Below are 14,917 nucleotides of genomic sequence, written 5' to 3'. Positions count from 1 at the left end.
TAATTGATGAAAAAGACGATCTTGACCCATGCTACGGTAATTACGGCAAACGACCGGAATGAAGTGATTCAGGACGGGGCAGTCGGGTTTGAAGGAAACACAATCACTTATGTCGGTCCGACACCGGAAGATCTCTCCGGCTACGATGAAGTGATCGATCAGAAAGGGGATTATGTGCTGCCGGGCTTCATCAATACACACGGACACGCAGGCATGTCCTTGCTTCGCGGCTATGCCGACGATTTGCCGCTTCAGCAGTGGCTGGAAGACAAAATGTGGCCGCTGGAGGCACAATTTACGTCCGAGCATGTGAAATGGGGCACATATATATCGCTGATCGAAATGATTCGGACGGGTACGACTACCTTCGTAGACATGTATGACCATATGGACGAAGTGGCAAAAGCGGTACAAGCATCCGGGATGAGAGCACGTCTCTGCCGCGGGATGATTGGCCTTTGCTCCGAGGAAGAGCGCCAGGCGAAGCTGCGGGATGCCGTTTCGTTCGCACGCGAATGGCATAACCAGGCGGATGGACGCGTCACCGTCATGATGGCGCCGCATGCTCCGTACACGTGCCCGCCGGAATTTATCACACAAATTGTGGAAAAAGCGGAGGAACTGTCGCTGCCGATCCATATTCACATGTCCGAAACAGAGTGGGAAGTTGGCCAGAATGTAAAGGATTACGGGGTCCGCCCAGTTGCTCATCTGGAGAATCTTGGCGTTTTCAACCGGCCAACTTTGCTCGCCCATGCCGTCCACCTTATGGATGAAGAAATCGACGTGTTGGCAAACTATCAAGTAAAGGTATCGCACAATGTCATCAGCAACCTGAAGCTGGCGAGTGGAGTAGCGCCTGTGCCGAAAATGCTGGCAAAAGGAATTCACGTTTCCCTGGGAACAGACAGCAGTGCGAGCAATAACAATCTCAACCTGTTTGAAGAACTGAAGCTGGCTGCCATCCTGCACAAAGGAGTAAACTACGACCCTGTCGCTGTTCCAGCCGAAGAAGCGCTGCGCATGGCAACCCGTTACGGTGCCGAAGGCGTATTCCAGCCGGATTCGCTCGGAACCATCGAGGTAGGGAAACAAGCCGATTTGATTGTGCTCGACAGCCGTCAGGCGCACTTCCATCCCGCACATGATCCCGTCTCTCATGTCGTGTATGCGGCAAATGGACGGGATGTAAAGGATACGATCGTGGCCGGGTCCTTCCTGATGCGCAATAAAGAGCTTCTCACCATCGACGAAGAGCGGGTTATTTTTGAAGCCAACCGGATGTTCCAGCAATTGAACCGATAAGGGAAAAGGCTCCTGTCATGGGGGACAGGAGAAAAGGTTTGTAGGTGTAGGTAGAGGGATTTTGATTGGCCACCATGCCGACTTATTTTCGCCATACTTCCGCAAGAGAGGTATGGCGAAATTCCAGTGGGGATGTGTGAGACGATGCTCTTAGAGGTGAAGACAATGCTGCCCAGGAGACGCGATAGTCCTGCAGCATGGACCCTAAGAGGTCAGGAGATGTCGTTTGGTTTGACAGCTTCACGCGCTCACCTCCTCGGGGTGTATCAGTAGTATGGCCCAGGTGCCAGGTCGTATGTTTAGCAAGTTTTCCGTCCTGTTCTAAAACCTTCCCACCGTTCATACGCATAAGGAAAAAGGGACAGGGGTGAACGGACTTGTATATCAAGCCCAAACAGCTTTGGTGGCTTCCGTCTTTGTTTCTCGTCCTGTTTGCCTTGGGCACCTTGCTTGGCGAGCTTCACAATCGTTTGGACATAAAAGAAGCCCATGTGATATCGACGACGCAGCGGGAAGAAGCTGACCGGGCGATCGTTGCCAGTCTGCTGGATCAGGCAACCAAAGATACGGAGCGTCCTTTCTCCGTTTTCGTTAAGGATTACGTATTAAGCGGAAAATACAAGGGAGAAAATTTTCAGCTGGCCGGAGACATAGCCGGACATCGCTTTGAACTGCAAAAAGCAGACGAGCAGGTCAATGTGGCGATAGACGGTGAGCTCCAGGACCATATGGGACTGCCGTATTCGCTCTATACGCCCCATCAGCACGCGGCTATTCTGAAGAGCAAGCTTGAGCGCGTAGCGCCGCTGCCTGTCGCGGACGGCTCCGGTCAGGGCTGGCAAGGGTATCGTTTAAATGTGCCTCCGAATGAAATTACAGATCTGCTCTCGATGTGGCTGGGCCCATCCTTTCCGATCCAGGACATGACGCCGCGGCTGGCCAATCAGATTGCCGTCGAGTATCAATTATGGTACGATGGACCGACACGTGTACTGCGTCAATTGGAGGTTTATTTACAGATGCAGACAGCAGCCGGACTCAAGCAGGACCAGCTTCGTTTTCGGTTGTAATGTAAAGGGGAAAAGGAGTTAAACCCGTGTATGCGAGAATCATTACAGGAATAGTCGCAGTTATTCTGCTAATTGTGCTCGGCTCGGCCTATCACCTGGGGGCAACGGTTCGGGGAAAACAGAATGATTTCGAGGCCCAGGTACGACAATGGGTCAAAGATCGAACAACAATCGAACAAATCGATTCCATAGACGAGTATCGCGGAAACCAGTCATATGCGGTGGTGCTGGGCAAAAACCAGGCCGGAACCCCTGTAGTCGTCTGGTTGACAGCAGATACGATCGCTTTTGATTCCCTGGAGAAAGCCGTAACCCGCGAAAGTGTGGAAACTGCCGTAAAAAAAGGTTTTCCCGGTGGCACTGTACGTCATATTGTACCGGGAATTGACGAAAAAAACCGCTTTTGGGAGGTAACGCTGCAGGATGAAAAAGGGCGTTTTCACTACTTGCATTACCATCTGTTTACTGGCGCCCTCCTTACGTCCTACGTCGTTTCTCCATAGTCAGACGAGCTGCCCTTCCATGTCGGAAGGGCTTTTTTCTTTCCCAGCAACTGTAAGCAAAAAATGATATATCGATATGATATACTAAAACCGTTGACAAAAGAGATAAAGGCGACAGATCATAGACATTCTTTGATAGTTTGGGGGGAAAACTGTGCAAATGCGCAAAGGAGCGATTGGACTCTCACTGCTGGCGACGCTGCTTCTTTTGTTCGGCGGTTGGTTCTTGTATCAAAAAATAGAAGTGGAAGAGCCCATTCGCAGCCAGATCGGACAATTGCAATCAGCAAAGCTGGCTGACATACATGTTGGCAAGGAAAACATTCAAATAGATTTGAACGTAACGCATCCGGAGCTGTTTCCGCAGGAATATCGCAAGCTGATGCAGCAAGCAAAAGAAATGGCAGGGGGAAAAGAGATTCAAATCACCCTTGGCAACCAGTCGAAAGAGCTGGAAAAAGTCTGGATGAACGGTTTGTTTTCGTTTACGGAAGCGGTTGATTTGCATCAGTACAGCCGGATTCCGCAATTGGTGAGCGACTGGAAAGCAGCCTATCAATTGGACGAAGCGGCGGCCCAGATGGATGCAGACAATGTATACGTATACCTGAAACGGGGGGCGGACGACTACTATGCGATCGTCCCTCGTTCGTCCGGAAGTGAGGTGGCGATTCGTGGGTAAGGAAATTGTTTGCGGTGCGATACCGGCCATACTTGTTTTTCTGTGGTTCCTAGGCATTAATATAACGCCCCTGCTCGTTTTCGGGGTCGTGCTGCTTGCCCTCTACTTTTTGGTCGTCCGGCAAGGCCAAGGGAACATCTCGTTTGGCGGAAAGGGGAAGCAAACGAAAAACCTGGTTCCGAAGTCAACCGTTCAGTTTGCCGAGATCGGCGGTCAGGAGAGAGCAAAAAACGAGCTGAAGGAAGCGCTTGATTTTTTGAAGCACAGGGATCAAATCGCCCAGTACGGCATTCGTCCGCTGAAAGGCGTGCTGATGACAGGCCCGCCCGGGACAGGGAAGACATTGATGGCAAAAGCGGCGGCAAACTATACCAATTCTGCCTTTGTCGCTGCATCCGGTTCACAGTTTGTGGAGATGTACGTCGGTGTCGGGGCCCAGCGTGTCCGCGATCTGTTTAAAGAAGTAAAGGCGCTGGCTGAAAAGAACGGTCAGGACAGCGGCATCATCTTCATCGACGAGATCGATGTCATCGGCGGTAAGCGCGACGGGCAGCAGCAGCGCGAGTACGACCAGACCTTGAACCAGCTGCTGACCGAGATGGATGGCATCGGCACGAGCGAAAAGCCCCGCATTCTGATGATTGCGGCGACGAACCGAAAAGACATGCTCGATTCGGCGCTGCTTCGTCCCGGACGTTTCGACCGCCATATCAGTGTAGATTTGCCGGACAAGACGGCACGGGAGCAAATATTGGAGATTCATACAGCCAATAAACCGCTTGCGCCCGATGTTTCTCTGGAGCAAGTGGCTCAGGAGACATTCGGATTTTCGGGAGCGCAGCTTGAAAGTGTAGCCAATGAAGCGGCTATCTACGCCATGCGTGAGAAAAGCAAACAAATCGAAGCGCGTCATTTTGCCTTTGCCGTGGACAAAGTGATGATGGGGGAAAAAGTCGACCGGGAAGCTTCGGCAGAAGAGAAAAAGCGCGTCGCCCTGCACGAATTGGGCCATGCGATTGTAAGCGAGACGGTTCGACCCGGCTCGGTCTCCCAGGTGACACTCAGCCCTCGCGGAAAAGCATTGGGATACGTCCGGCAAAATCCGATGGAAGATCGGTACTTGTACACCAAGGAAGCTTTGGAAAAGCAGATCATGGTTTGCCTGGGCGGGGCCGTCGCTGAAGAGATTTACTACGGCGGACGCAGCACCGGTTCCAAAAACGATTTCGAGCAAGCGCTGAATATGGCGCAGGAAATTGTCCAGAGCGGCATGTCCAACCTGGGTATTGTTCACCTGCAGTTTGTAGCCAAGGAACGGATTCACGATGAGGTCGAACGCATACTGGAAGACCTTCTGGAGAAAACCCGAACGTTACTCAACAAGTACGACTCTGTTTTTCAAGAGGGTCTCCATACTTTGCTGAAGGCAGAAGTCCTGCATGGCGATGCATTCCGCGGCTTGCTTGCTTCTGTTTCCACCTCCAAAAAGGAGCTGGCGGTATAACGCCGGCTTCTTTTTTCTTTGCATTATTTTACGTAGACGGTGCCCAATTGGCCCTAAGGTGAATATCCTACAACAGGACATGGACGATTTCAGGAGGGAAGAATATACCATGGCGAAGGTGAACCGTCGAAAAACAAGCAAAACGTTGGGGAAAAGGTCTGACAGGCTGGAACTCCCTTTGCTGCAAACCGATATGGACGTGGACTGGCTGGAGGATTTGGAGGCCGACCGGCCAATAGCAAGCGGGGGACAAGAGGCATTCACAGTGTCAACCGTGAAAAAAGAGCCTGATGCTGTAAAGCCGCCGCTGCAAAAAATTCCGAAACAGCAAGTGAATTCAAATCAGACTACTTTTTCGAAAGTACTCAGGGAGCGCCGGGACGAGACGAACAATTCGGTTATCTATACGGATGATTTGACCGATCAGGCTGTCACAACCGAAAAAATCGCCAATCGGGCCGTAGACGCATCCAAAATCAAGCCGGGGACAATCGATAACAATTTGCTGAAGGATTACGCCGTAGACAGTTCCAAGCTGGCTGACCGGGCTGTAACCTCGAACAAGATTGCGCCGGAAGCGATCCAGGCTGCGCATATCGGCAAAAATGTGATCAATGGCGAAATGCTGCAGGATCGCTCCATTTCGGGCGACAAGCTGCAGAACAACAGCATTGCAGCCGACAAGCTTGCCGACAAGACGATTGACTCAATCAAATTTGCCGAAAATGCGATCCAGACAAAACACATACAGGAGCAAGCCATCACGACCGAACTTATCCAGGATCAGGCGATTACCGCAGAAAAAATCAAGATGGGAACCATTCAAAAAGGAAATTTGGCCAACTATATCATCAACTCCGTCAAATTGGAGGACAACGCGGTCAGCAATGAAAAAATTCGCGATGGAGCTGTGACCAGCAGCAAGATCGACGAGGATGCGATCGAGCCGCACCACATCAAGCGCGGTGCGATCCAGCACGAACATTTGAATGAGCGAGCCGTTGACGCCAGCAATATCATGCCGGGCAGCATTCAAGAGCAGCATCTGGGTTCATTCAGTGTCCAATCGCAGCACTTGTCGCCAGAGTCAGTGACGGGCCAAAAAGTGGCGCCGTATGCAATCACAACCGAACACCTCGACGAGAATAGCATCACCTCCAGTAAATTGGCCAAAGAGTCTGTAAGCGGCGTTCATCTGCAAGCATCAGCCATTCAGACGGCCCACTTGCAAGATAATTGCGTCACGCAAAAGAAAATCGGCGATGCGCAGGTCACGACCAGCAAGCTTGCCGACAAGGCTGTCAATGCCGACAAATTGGCTCCGCGTGCTGTCAACAGTCATCATTTGGGCGAGGGAACAGTTGATTCGAAACATTTGGCTGATGGCTCCGTGACCAAGGAAAAGCTGGCAAAGGGGGTCGTCGATGCTTCTCATCTCAGTGAGCGCGTTATCAGCAATGTCCATTTAAAGGACAATATCGTTCAAACCCATAATTTGGCCGACCACGTCATTACCACTTCCAAGCTTGCGGCAGAATCCGTTTCGACCGACAAGGTAACCGAACTGAGCATAACGACGACCAAATTGGCCGACGGAGCTGTCACCTCCGCCAAACTGGGCAGCGAGTCGATCAAAACAAGGCATCTTTCCCGAAATATCGTCACGGATGAGAAGCTGGCCGATAAATCTGTACATTCAAAACACCTGACCAACAACGCCGTCCAAACCGAACACTTGCAAAATCAGGCGGTCACTTCTGAAAAGCTTGCTCCCAGCAGCGTGACCCGTGAAAAACTGGTCGCGCGGAGTGTGGACGGCACGAGACTTGAGCTTCAATCGGTATCAGGCGGGCACGTGGAGAAAAACACGCTTACCGGAGAGCATCTGATCGCCGGTTCCATTACGACCGACCATCTGTCTCCCGGCAGCGTACAGGGCATTCACATCGCCAACAGAGCCGTCGACTCGCAGCATGTAAAACCGCTGTCTATTACAACAGAGAAGCTTTGCGAGGAGGCAATCGTCACCTCCAAAATAGCGATACGCAGCGTGACCAGCGAAAAAATCGGCTTGTTTGCCATCTCCACGGATCACATCGAGGATCGCTCGATCACAAGGGACAAAATTACTCCGGGAGCGATCAGGGCGGAACATCTCCTGGATAATTCGATCGGCAGCGGTCATCTGATGGAAAAAAGCGTGGGTGCCAAACATCTGATGCCTGACAGCGTAACGGGCGAACACATCGGCGAAGGAACAATCACCGCCGGCCATTTGGCGGATGGCGCGATCACAGCCGATAAACTGGCGTTTGCACCGGTCGAGGCCAGTCGGCCGCAAGGGGTGACGCTGCAGCAGTTCGGTTTCCTTTCCTTCCGGCTGCCTGCCAGCAAAAAGTCGGTTGACGTCACGATACGGCTCGACGCCCCGTTCGCAAATGCCGACTACTGCCTGGTGGCAATGACAAACCGGATGGGCTGTCAGGTTTCATTCAAATACGGAAATCGGACTTCGGCAGTCGTCACTGTGTACCGAACTCGTTCCGGACAAGAGGAAAAAGGAGTGATCCAGTGGATAGCAATCGGTGAAAAGGGTGGAGCCATCACAGGCGAGATGAGAGAATTTTTTGAACAAGATATTGATGAAGATCATCTGTTTGAAGGGGTCGAAGAGGAGAGCGACGCGGTGGATGGAGCAAATGCGGAAGATAATGACGATGATGAGAAGGCCGTGCTGTATGTGCATGAAGCCGGCGATCGGGAGGCAGACCTGGAGATCGATCAAGAGTTTCCAAATGAAAGTGCTGTCGAAACGAAAGGGGCTTCGGGAAAGAATAAGAACAGGACCGATGACCACGAGGAGCTCATCTTTGACGAAACCCTTGCAGAAGAATTTGATGAGGAGTACGAAGACTAGAAGCGGAAGTTGTGAGCAGGAAACAGCCCCCTTCTCGGTTCTCGGTAAACGGTACGTGAATAGACAGCTGTGCAAAGGCCTTCTCTCTCAGCGGAGCAAGGCCTTTCGCTTTGCATGGATGAAAGTGAATTTTGTTACCATAAAAAAATTACGGTAAACCTTTGCGTTCAGACTCTCATTGAATTCAGCTACGGTGGATAGTATAATTGATTCGGTATCAAGTAGTATGGATTTTGTGTTTTGATGGCAAATGGAGGGAAACTAGCCGATGATGACGACCATTGCCCAGTTGGGGCAGCATGTGGGACAAGAAGTACGTTTGGGCTGTTGGCTTTTTAACAAGCGAAGCAGCGGAAAAATACAGTTTTTGCAGCTGCGAGACGGATCCGGATTCGTTCAAGGGGTAGTCGTGAAAGCAGAAGTACCGGAAGACGTATGGGAAGCTGCAACCCAATTGACACAAGAAAGCTCTTTGTACATAAACGGTATCGTTCGTGCCGATGACCGCGCACCGAGTGGCTACGAATTGACTGTGACTGGTATTGAACTCATTCAAATCTCCCACGATTACCCGATTTCCTTGAAGGAGCACGGGGTTGACTTCCTGATGGATCACCGCCACCTGTGGTTGAGAAGCCCTCGCCAGCGAGCGGTAATGGCGATCCGTTCCGAGGTAATTCGTGCGATGAACGAATATTTTCACCAAAACGGATTCTACAAGGTGGATCCGCCCATTTTGACCCCTACCTCTGCGGAAGGAACGACAAACCTCTTCCACACGAAGTACTTTGATGAGGATGCCTACCTTTCCCAATCCGGGCAGCTGTATATGGAAGCTGTAGCAATGGCGCTCGGCCGGGTGTATTCCTTTGGACCGACCTTCCGTGCGGAAAAATCCAAAACGCGCCGCCATTTGATCGAGTTTTGGATGATTGAGCCTGAGATGGCGTTCGTCGACCACGAGGAGAATCTCCGCATCCAGGAAGCGTTTGTTTCCCACGTCGCTCAGTCAGTCTTGAAGAATTGCCAGCGCGAGCTGAAGACGCTGGAACGCGACACGACGAAGCTGCAAAATGTTGTCGGGCCTTTCCCGCGAATTTCTTATGACGATGCGATCAAAATGCTTCAGGAAAAAGGAAGCGAGATCAAGTGGGGCGACGATTTCGGAGCACCGGATGAGACGGCGATTGCCGAGCACTTCGACAAGCCGGTCTTCATTACCCACTATCCGACAGAAATCAAAGCGTTCTATATGAAGCCCGATCCGAATCGACCAGAGGTCGTTCTCTGTGCCGATTTGATCGCCCCGGAAGGATATGGAGAGATTATCGGCGGTAGCCAGCGCATCGACGATCCGGTCCTTTTGGAAGAGCGATTCAAGGAACACCAGCTTTCGGAAGAAGCGTATAAATGGTATCTTGATCTGCGCAAATACGGTACTGTGCCTCACTCCGGATTTGGTCTGGGACTGGAGCGCACAATCGCTTGGATTTGCGGTTTGGATCACGTCCGCGAAACGATTCCGTTCCCGCGCATGCTTTATCGTCTCTACCCGTAACCATTCCCAGTATCTTACACCCTGCTGCCGGAGGGCGGCAGGGTATTTCCGTTTTTTAAAACCAATGCGAACAGCACGCCAGTTATGGCGATGAGGTGAAAATGTCTCATGGAATCACAACTATTACAGATCTTGCAAGAGGGAGCCACATCGATTTCCAATCTCCTTTTGAAAATGTACAAGCAGACATCGCTATCTGATGAGGAAATGATTTTGATTATCCATTTATTATCCTTTCAGCAAGAGGGAAATCGCTTTCCGACCATTCAGGAGCTGGAAGATCGGATGTCCATGTCGCCGACCAGACTGATCCAGACATTGCAAAAGCTATTAAAGGAAGAATGGATCAGCATTGATGAGTACGTCGATCCTGAGACAGGAATGCGTCACGAACTGTACAACCTGACGCCCTTGTACCGCAAGCTCTATCAAAGCTGGCGCGAGCAGCGCAGCGTGTCCCGGATGATTGATCCGGTCGTAGAGCCTTTTGCCGAAAAGGCCAGTACGCTGGAAGGTGAGCAGACAGGATTGTACACCCGGTTTGAGCAGGCGTTTGGCCGTCCCTTATCGCCTTTTGAGGTAGAGATGCTCCACATCTGGACCAATAAGGACGGCTACACGGACGAATTGATTTTGACGGCATTGCGGGAAGCGGCAACCGTCGGTAAGCTGCATATCCGCTATATCGACCGAATCCTGTTGGAATGGCAAAAACAGAAGATTACGAGTGTAGAAGAAGCACGTCACTACAGTCTCCGCTTCAGGCGCCATATGCCTGTGAGCGATCAGCGTCAACCGTTGTGAGGGAATCCCTCGCAGCGGTTTTTCTTTTCCCCTGTACACGTACCTAAACAAAGTCTTGTTCATACGATAAAAAGAGCGAAAGCCGTCGGAAATATTGGCTTGGTCATGCGAATCTGATGTCGGATTGGTCTGGAGGTTATGTGACATGGAAAAGCGAAAAAAAGGCGAAAACACGCATTGGATTATGCCGGGAGTGTTTTCTGGCGAATTCGTGGTGGAAGAGGCTGTTGAACGCGTTCAATTGAAAAAACAGGAAGACCATCGGGCCGTCGTGGAGGCGTTGTGGCGGGAGCAGTCGGCAGAGATTCAACATGAATTGGCTGCTATCAAAGAGGAGCTTACACGCTGGGAGGAACGCTTCAAAGCCTTGCAGGAGGAGCAGAAGCGGGAACGCGAGTACCTCTACCAGGTCGTACTCTCTTTAAAACAGGAGTGGGAGCGGGAGCGAAATGAAAATCGCCATCATTAGTCCCGGGCCGTTTTCTGTCCCGCCGGTCAAAGGCAGCTCGGTGGAGCATGATATCGATGAAGTGAGCAAGATGTTCGGCCCGGAGCATGAAGTCACCATCTACACGAGAACGTGTCCGACTTACCCCCGATCCGGCTTTGAAGAGGGGAGGGACATTGTCCGTATTCCCTATAAAGGACCAGGTCCTTATCTGAAGCGGATCATCGGGGACCTGAAGAAGCGAAGCCCTGACGTGATTCTTGTGGAAAATCGCCCCAATTTCGTTCCTGCTTTGCGAAAAAGATTTCCGTTGGTACCGATCTATGTGAACATGCACTCTCATGTGTATGCAGCCAAATGGTTCATCAGTCCGGAAAAGATGAGACAAATCGGACGGCTTGCTGACGGTTTTATAACGAACAGCGAATACTTGCGTCGGCATTTTATCGAGAAGCACCAGATTTCGCCTGATAAAGTCCATGCTGTTCATCTGGGTGTAGACGTAACTCCTTATCAAGTGGCGAAAATCCATTACGGGGTGCGAAAGCTGAGGCGGCAACTGGGACTGAGGCACGATGACCGGGTCATGTTCTACGCAGGGAGACTGATCAAGGCGAAGGGCGTACACGTGCTGTTACAGGCATTTCGGAAAATAAGCGAACGGGATCCGAAGGCCAGGCTCATTATCGTAGGCGGAACCGGCTATGGCAGCAATCGGGTGAATCCGTATGTCCGGCACTTGCATCAGCTGGCGAAGCCGATGGGCGATCGGGTGAAATTTGTGAATTTCATCCCGAGCAAAGAGATGCCTCTGTACTACCAGATCGGAGATGTCGTGGCGACTCCTTCCGTTTGGCAGGAGCCGTTTTGCCGGGTCAATCTGGAGGCGATGGCTTCCGGAAAGCCGGTCATTACGACTCCGAGAGGGGGGATTGGCGAGGTGGTTTTGCACGAGGAATCAGGGTTCGTCATCCCGCCCAAAAACTGGCAATCGGAGCTGCCCAAAATATGGGATGCGCTGTGGAACATTCCCCATTTGCGCAATCAAATGGGCAAGCAGGCATTGGTGCGGGCGAAGGAGTTTTCCTGGTACGCAACGGCGCAAGGCTATTTGCAAGTTTTTGAAAAAGGAGCAGCCAAACGCTCCAAAGTCGCATCAGCCGTCAAAAAGGCTGGATAATCAAGAAAAAACTTAAATAGGTGGTCGCCTTTTCTGCCCCAGTTGTGGACTTCTGCCCTGTCCAGATTCGACAGGACGCATACCTTATAAGTATCGCTAGAAGCACAACTGGGGAGTGATATTTGTGAAAGGGTTAATTTTATGCGCCGGACGTGGTACGAGACTCCATCCTTTTTCCTATTCGCAACCCAAAACCCTCCTCCCTGTGGCTAATCAACCGGTTCTCTTCTACTGCATCCGCAAGCTGATTGAAGTGGGTGTTCGTGACATCGGAATTGTCATTCACCCTTCCCAAGTGCAGATTTCTGAATTCGTGGGCGATGGTAGTCGATTTGGGGCTACCATTACCTATATTGAGCAGGAATCGCCACTGGGGATTGCACATGCAGTGAATATTTCAAGGCCATTCCTCCAAGATGAACCGTTTATCCTTTTGCTAGGCGATAACTTGCTTATGGATTCCTTGCACAATCTCGTTCGCAGATTCCAGGACAATCGTGCAGACGGGGTCGTGATGCTGAGCGAGGTAGATAAGCCGCAGGACTACGGGATCGCAGAGGTACACGAGGGGCGTCTTGTCTCCGTGGTGGAAAAACCTGTCGTGCCAAAAAGCAATCTCGCAGTGATCGGTGCTTATTTGTTTACGAAGCCGATCTTTGAGGCAGTTGACTCGCTGAGCCCGTCCGCTCGGGGAGAATACGAAATCACGGACGCGATCCAGACGATGATTGATCATGGATATTTCATTGCGCATACGAAGACAAACGGGAAATACACCGACGTAGGAACGATAGAGCGTTGGCTGGAGGCGAATCGGTGGATGCTTACCCGGGAGTTGGGAGAAACATTGGGAGTAGGAGATGGCAGTGTCGTACAAAATTGCGAGATTGTCGGTCCGGTTCTGATAGGAAATGGTTGTCATATTGAAAATTGCCGATTAGGACCGTACGTGTCCATTCAAGATGGTGTTCGCTTATCGAATTGCGCCCATATCGAGAACAGTATTTTATTGGAGAACAGCACCATTCACGATGTGGATTGGAGAATGAAGGATAGTGTCTTCGGGCGCTCTTCTTTTCTCCAAGGGAGCTGCAATAAGAAAACAGGCATGGTCATTCTGAGCGACAAATCCGCGATCCAGCTTCCCTCCAAGGGAGGTGACGGCACATGACCAACCAAACACCGTTATTTACTGTGGTAATCCCTGCCTACAACCGCGCCAAGTATATCCGAAAGGCTATTTCCAGTGTCATGAAGCAGACCTGCAAGGACTGGAAGCTGCTGATCATGGATGATGCGTCGACCGATAAAACGAGACACAAGGTGGAGCGCTACCTGTTCAATCCAAACGTCCAATACTATTGCATGGAAGAGAACTCCGGAATATCCAAAGTGATGAACAAAGCACTCTCCATGGTCGACACACCTTTTCTCGTTCAGCTTGATTCAGATGACTGGCTCCCGAAACGCTCGCTTGCAACGTTGAAAAAGCATATTTTGCGCGACAAGAGGAACAAGTGCGCCCTTTTCTACGGTAACGTCAAGATTTGGCGGGTGAGAAGGGGGAGGTACGTCAATCCTTTTCTGGTCAAACACAAGCAATTCAAAACCAAATACCAATTTCTCAAATACAACCACTGGATGGTGGCTCCGCGGTGTTACCGCGTTTCGGCCCTGAAGAAAGTGGGAGGCTGGGACACCTCCGACAAATACGAAGGCAGAATCATGGAGGACAGAAGGATTATCCTCCGCCTGATCGAGCGGTATCGGGTGAAATGGATCAATAAAAAGCTGTACAATCGGACGAAGCACCGCGGCCAGCTGACAGACAACAAAATGAAGCGGAAACGCAACGAGCTGCGCCGAAAAACGTTCCGGTATTATCTGAAACGCTGGGGAAACAAGTACAAGGCCGTGTACAGCTATAAAAACGGGTACTTGGTTATAAAGCGACTGAAGAAGAAAAAGGGAAGGAGACGGCGGCGATGAGTAAAGCGCTGATTACGGGCTGTGCTGGATTTATCGGGTCTCATTTGACTCAGCGCCTGCTGCAGGAGGGGCATCAAGTCGTCGGAGTCGACGGTTTTATCGACAATTATGATGTAGCCTGCAAGTTACGCAATCTCTCGCTGATCGGTCAACATTCCCTGTTTGCGTTTCACTCCGCACTGCTTTCCGAAAAGCGCTGGGAGGAATGGCTGGATGGGGTTGATCTCGTCTTCCACCTTGCTGCTCTTCCCGGTGTTCGCACCAGCTGGGGCAAAGCATTTTCGGATTATCTTGCGCACAACGTGCTGGCTACCCAAGAATTGCTCGATGCCTGTACACGGCTCAAAACGGCTCCCAAGGTGATCATTTCCTCCTCCTCCTCCGTCTATGGGACGATGCGGGAAGGAATGACCGACGAGCAATCGCCGATTCAACCAATCTCCCCGTACGGTGTGACCAAGGCAGCCATGGAGCAGATTTGTCGCGTTTACGTCGAGGCGTACAGTCTTCCTGTCGTGCTGCTGAGATATTTTACCGTCTACGGCCCAAGACAGCGGCCGGACATGGCGTTTCACCGGTTTTTCAAGCAAATGCTGCATGGGGAGCCGATAACCGTTTACGGGGACGGCCTTCAGAGTCGCGACTTTACATTTGTCGCAGATGCGGTGGAGGCCAATTTGCTGGCGGCAAAACACGCGGGGCCCGGCGACGTGTACAACATCGGGGGAGACCGGGAAATCAAGCTGATGGAAGTGCTGGAGCTGATGGGCAAATTGACGAAAAGAGCCCCTGCTGTCGTACATTTGCCTGCGATCGCCGGAGATTCCCTGCGTACAAGCGCTGACATCCGACTGGCCCAAGCCAAATTGGGGTATCGCCCTCAGGTGAAGCTGGAAGAGGGGCTGAGGCTGCAGCTGGAAGACATTTGTGCCCAGATGAAAGGGTAATATGGGAGGG

At 51.4% G+C, this 14,917-nt stretch carries 13 protein-coding genes; all 13 read left to right on the top strand.

Annotation, left to right across the window (positions count from 1 at the left end; genetic code table 11):
* Positions 1 to 6 precede the first annotated feature (6 nt).
* The 13 genes from Q3F21_RS05940 (at position 7) to Q3F21_RS05880 (ending at position 14,907) form a co-directional block, all read left to right on the top strand.
* Complete coding sequence (locus Q3F21_RS05940) at positions 7 to 1,305, top strand: amidohydrolase (RefSeq protein WP_340250548.1); 1,299 nt, start codon at positions 7 to 9, stop codon at positions 1,303 to 1,305.
* Positions 1,306 to 1,682: 377 nt separating this feature from the next.
* Positions 1,683 to 2,375, top strand: a complete 693-nt coding sequence (locus tag Q3F21_RS05935; RefSeq protein WP_340250547.1) for a hypothetical protein — start codon at positions 1,683 to 1,685, stop codon at positions 2,373 to 2,375.
* A 26-nt stretch (positions 2,376 to 2,401) separates the two neighbouring features.
* Positions 2,402 to 2,878, top strand: coding sequence for a DUF5590 domain-containing protein (locus Q3F21_RS05930; protein ID WP_340250546.1), 477 nt, complete (start codon positions 2,402 to 2,404; stop codon positions 2,876 to 2,878).
* Positions 2,879 to 3,038: 160 nt separating this feature from the next.
* Positions 3,039 to 3,560 carry a hypothetical protein gene (locus Q3F21_RS05925; RefSeq protein WP_340250719.1) on the top strand — a complete coding sequence of 174 codons (522 nt, stop codon included), beginning with the start codon at positions 3,039 to 3,041 and terminating at the stop codon, positions 3,558 to 3,560.
* On the top strand, positions 3,553 to 5,064 hold the full coding sequence (locus tag Q3F21_RS05920) for an AAA family ATPase (protein ID WP_340250544.1): 1,512 nt from the start codon (positions 3,553 to 3,555) through the stop codon (positions 5,062 to 5,064). The genes Q3F21_RS05925 and Q3F21_RS05920 overlap by 8 nt, the downstream gene beginning before the upstream one ends.
* A 109-nt stretch (positions 5,065 to 5,173) precedes the next feature.
* Positions 5,174 to 7,981: a WIAG-tail domain gene (locus tag Q3F21_RS05915; RefSeq protein WP_340250543.1), complete on the top strand. Its 2,808-nt coding sequence runs from the start codon at positions 5,174 to 5,176 to the stop codon at positions 7,979 to 7,981.
* A gap of 268 nt (positions 7,982 to 8,249) precedes the next feature.
* A complete protein-coding gene (gene asnS, locus Q3F21_RS05910; protein WP_340250542.1) occupies positions 8,250 to 9,539 on the top strand; it encodes an asparagine--tRNA ligase in 1,290 nt (429 codons plus the stop codon).
* A 108-nt stretch (positions 9,540 to 9,647) separates the two neighbouring features.
* Positions 9,648 to 10,343, top strand: coding sequence for a DnaD domain-containing protein (locus Q3F21_RS05905; RefSeq protein ID WP_340250541.1), 696 nt, complete (start codon positions 9,648 to 9,650; stop codon positions 10,341 to 10,343).
* Positions 10,344 to 10,488: 145 nt separating this feature from the next.
* A complete protein-coding gene (locus Q3F21_RS05900; protein ID WP_340250540.1) occupies positions 10,489 to 10,812 on the top strand; it encodes a hypothetical protein in 324 nt (107 codons plus the stop codon).
* Complete coding sequence (locus Q3F21_RS05895) at positions 10,793 to 11,971, top strand: glycosyltransferase family 4 protein (protein ID WP_340250539.1); 1,179 nt, start codon at positions 10,793 to 10,795, stop codon at positions 11,969 to 11,971. The genes Q3F21_RS05900 and Q3F21_RS05895 overlap by 20 nt, the downstream gene beginning before the upstream one ends.
* Positions 11,972 to 12,095: 124 nt before the next feature.
* The gene (locus tag Q3F21_RS05890; RefSeq protein WP_340250537.1) at positions 12,096 to 13,142 is read left to right on the top strand and encodes a glucose-1-phosphate thymidylyltransferase; all 1,047 of its coding nucleotides are present in this window, start codon (positions 12,096 to 12,098) and stop codon (positions 13,140 to 13,142) included.
* Positions 13,139 to 13,960 carry a glycosyltransferase family 2 protein gene (locus tag Q3F21_RS05885; RefSeq protein WP_340250536.1) on the top strand — a complete coding sequence of 274 codons (822 nt, stop codon included), beginning with the start codon at positions 13,139 to 13,141 and terminating at the stop codon, positions 13,958 to 13,960. Before Q3F21_RS05890 ends, Q3F21_RS05885 begins: the two co-directional genes overlap by 4 nt.
* Positions 13,957 to 14,907 (top strand): NAD-dependent epimerase/dehydratase family protein, encoded by a 951-nt coding sequence (locus tag Q3F21_RS05880; RefSeq protein WP_340250535.1) that lies wholly within the window; start codon positions 13,957 to 13,959, stop codon positions 14,905 to 14,907. The genes Q3F21_RS05885 and Q3F21_RS05880 overlap by 4 nt, the downstream gene beginning before the upstream one ends.
* Positions 14,908 to 14,917 lie beyond the last annotated feature (10 nt).

The sequence above is a fragment of the Brevibacillus borstelensis genome, assembly GCF_037834415.1.
In the GTDB taxonomy this organism is placed as follows: domain Bacteria; phylum Bacillota; class Bacilli; order Brevibacillales; family Brevibacillaceae; genus Brevibacillus; species Brevibacillus borstelensis_A.
Note: the sequence above shows the minus strand (reverse complement) of the source record. Positions and strands in the feature narration are given on the sequence as shown.

Bases quoted from the DNA above. Each gene is read 5' to 3' on its own strand.
- Q3F21_RS05940 (WP_340250548.1), top strand. From the start codon at position 7: ATGAAAAAGACGATCTTGACCCATGCTACGGTAATTACGGCAAACGAC.
- Q3F21_RS05925 (WP_340250719.1), top strand. From the start codon at position 3,039: ATGCGCAAAGGAGCGATTGGACTCTCACTGCTGGCGACGCTGCTTCTT.
- Q3F21_RS05915 (WP_340250543.1), top strand. From the start codon at position 5,174: ATGGCGAAGGTGAACCGTCGAAAAACAAGCAAAACGTTGGGGAAAAGG.
- asnS (WP_340250542.1), top strand. From the start codon at position 8,250: ATGATGACGACCATTGCCCAGTTGGGGCAGCATGTGGGACAAGAAGTA.
- Q3F21_RS05905 (WP_340250541.1), top strand. From the start codon at position 9,648: ATGGAATCACAACTATTACAGATCTTGCAAGAGGGAGCCACATCGATT.
- Q3F21_RS05900 (WP_340250540.1), top strand. From the start codon at position 10,489: ATGGAAAAGCGAAAAAAAGGCGAAAACACGCATTGGATTATGCCGGGA.
- Q3F21_RS05895 (WP_340250539.1), top strand. From the start codon at position 10,793: ATGAAAATCGCCATCATTAGTCCCGGGCCGTTTTCTGTCCCGCCGGTC.
- Q3F21_RS05885 (WP_340250536.1), top strand. From the start codon at position 13,139: ATGACCAACCAAACACCGTTATTTACTGTGGTAATCCCTGCCTACAAC.
- Q3F21_RS05880 (WP_340250535.1), top strand. From the start codon at position 13,957: ATGAGTAAAGCGCTGATTACGGGCTGTGCTGGATTTATCGGGTCTCAT.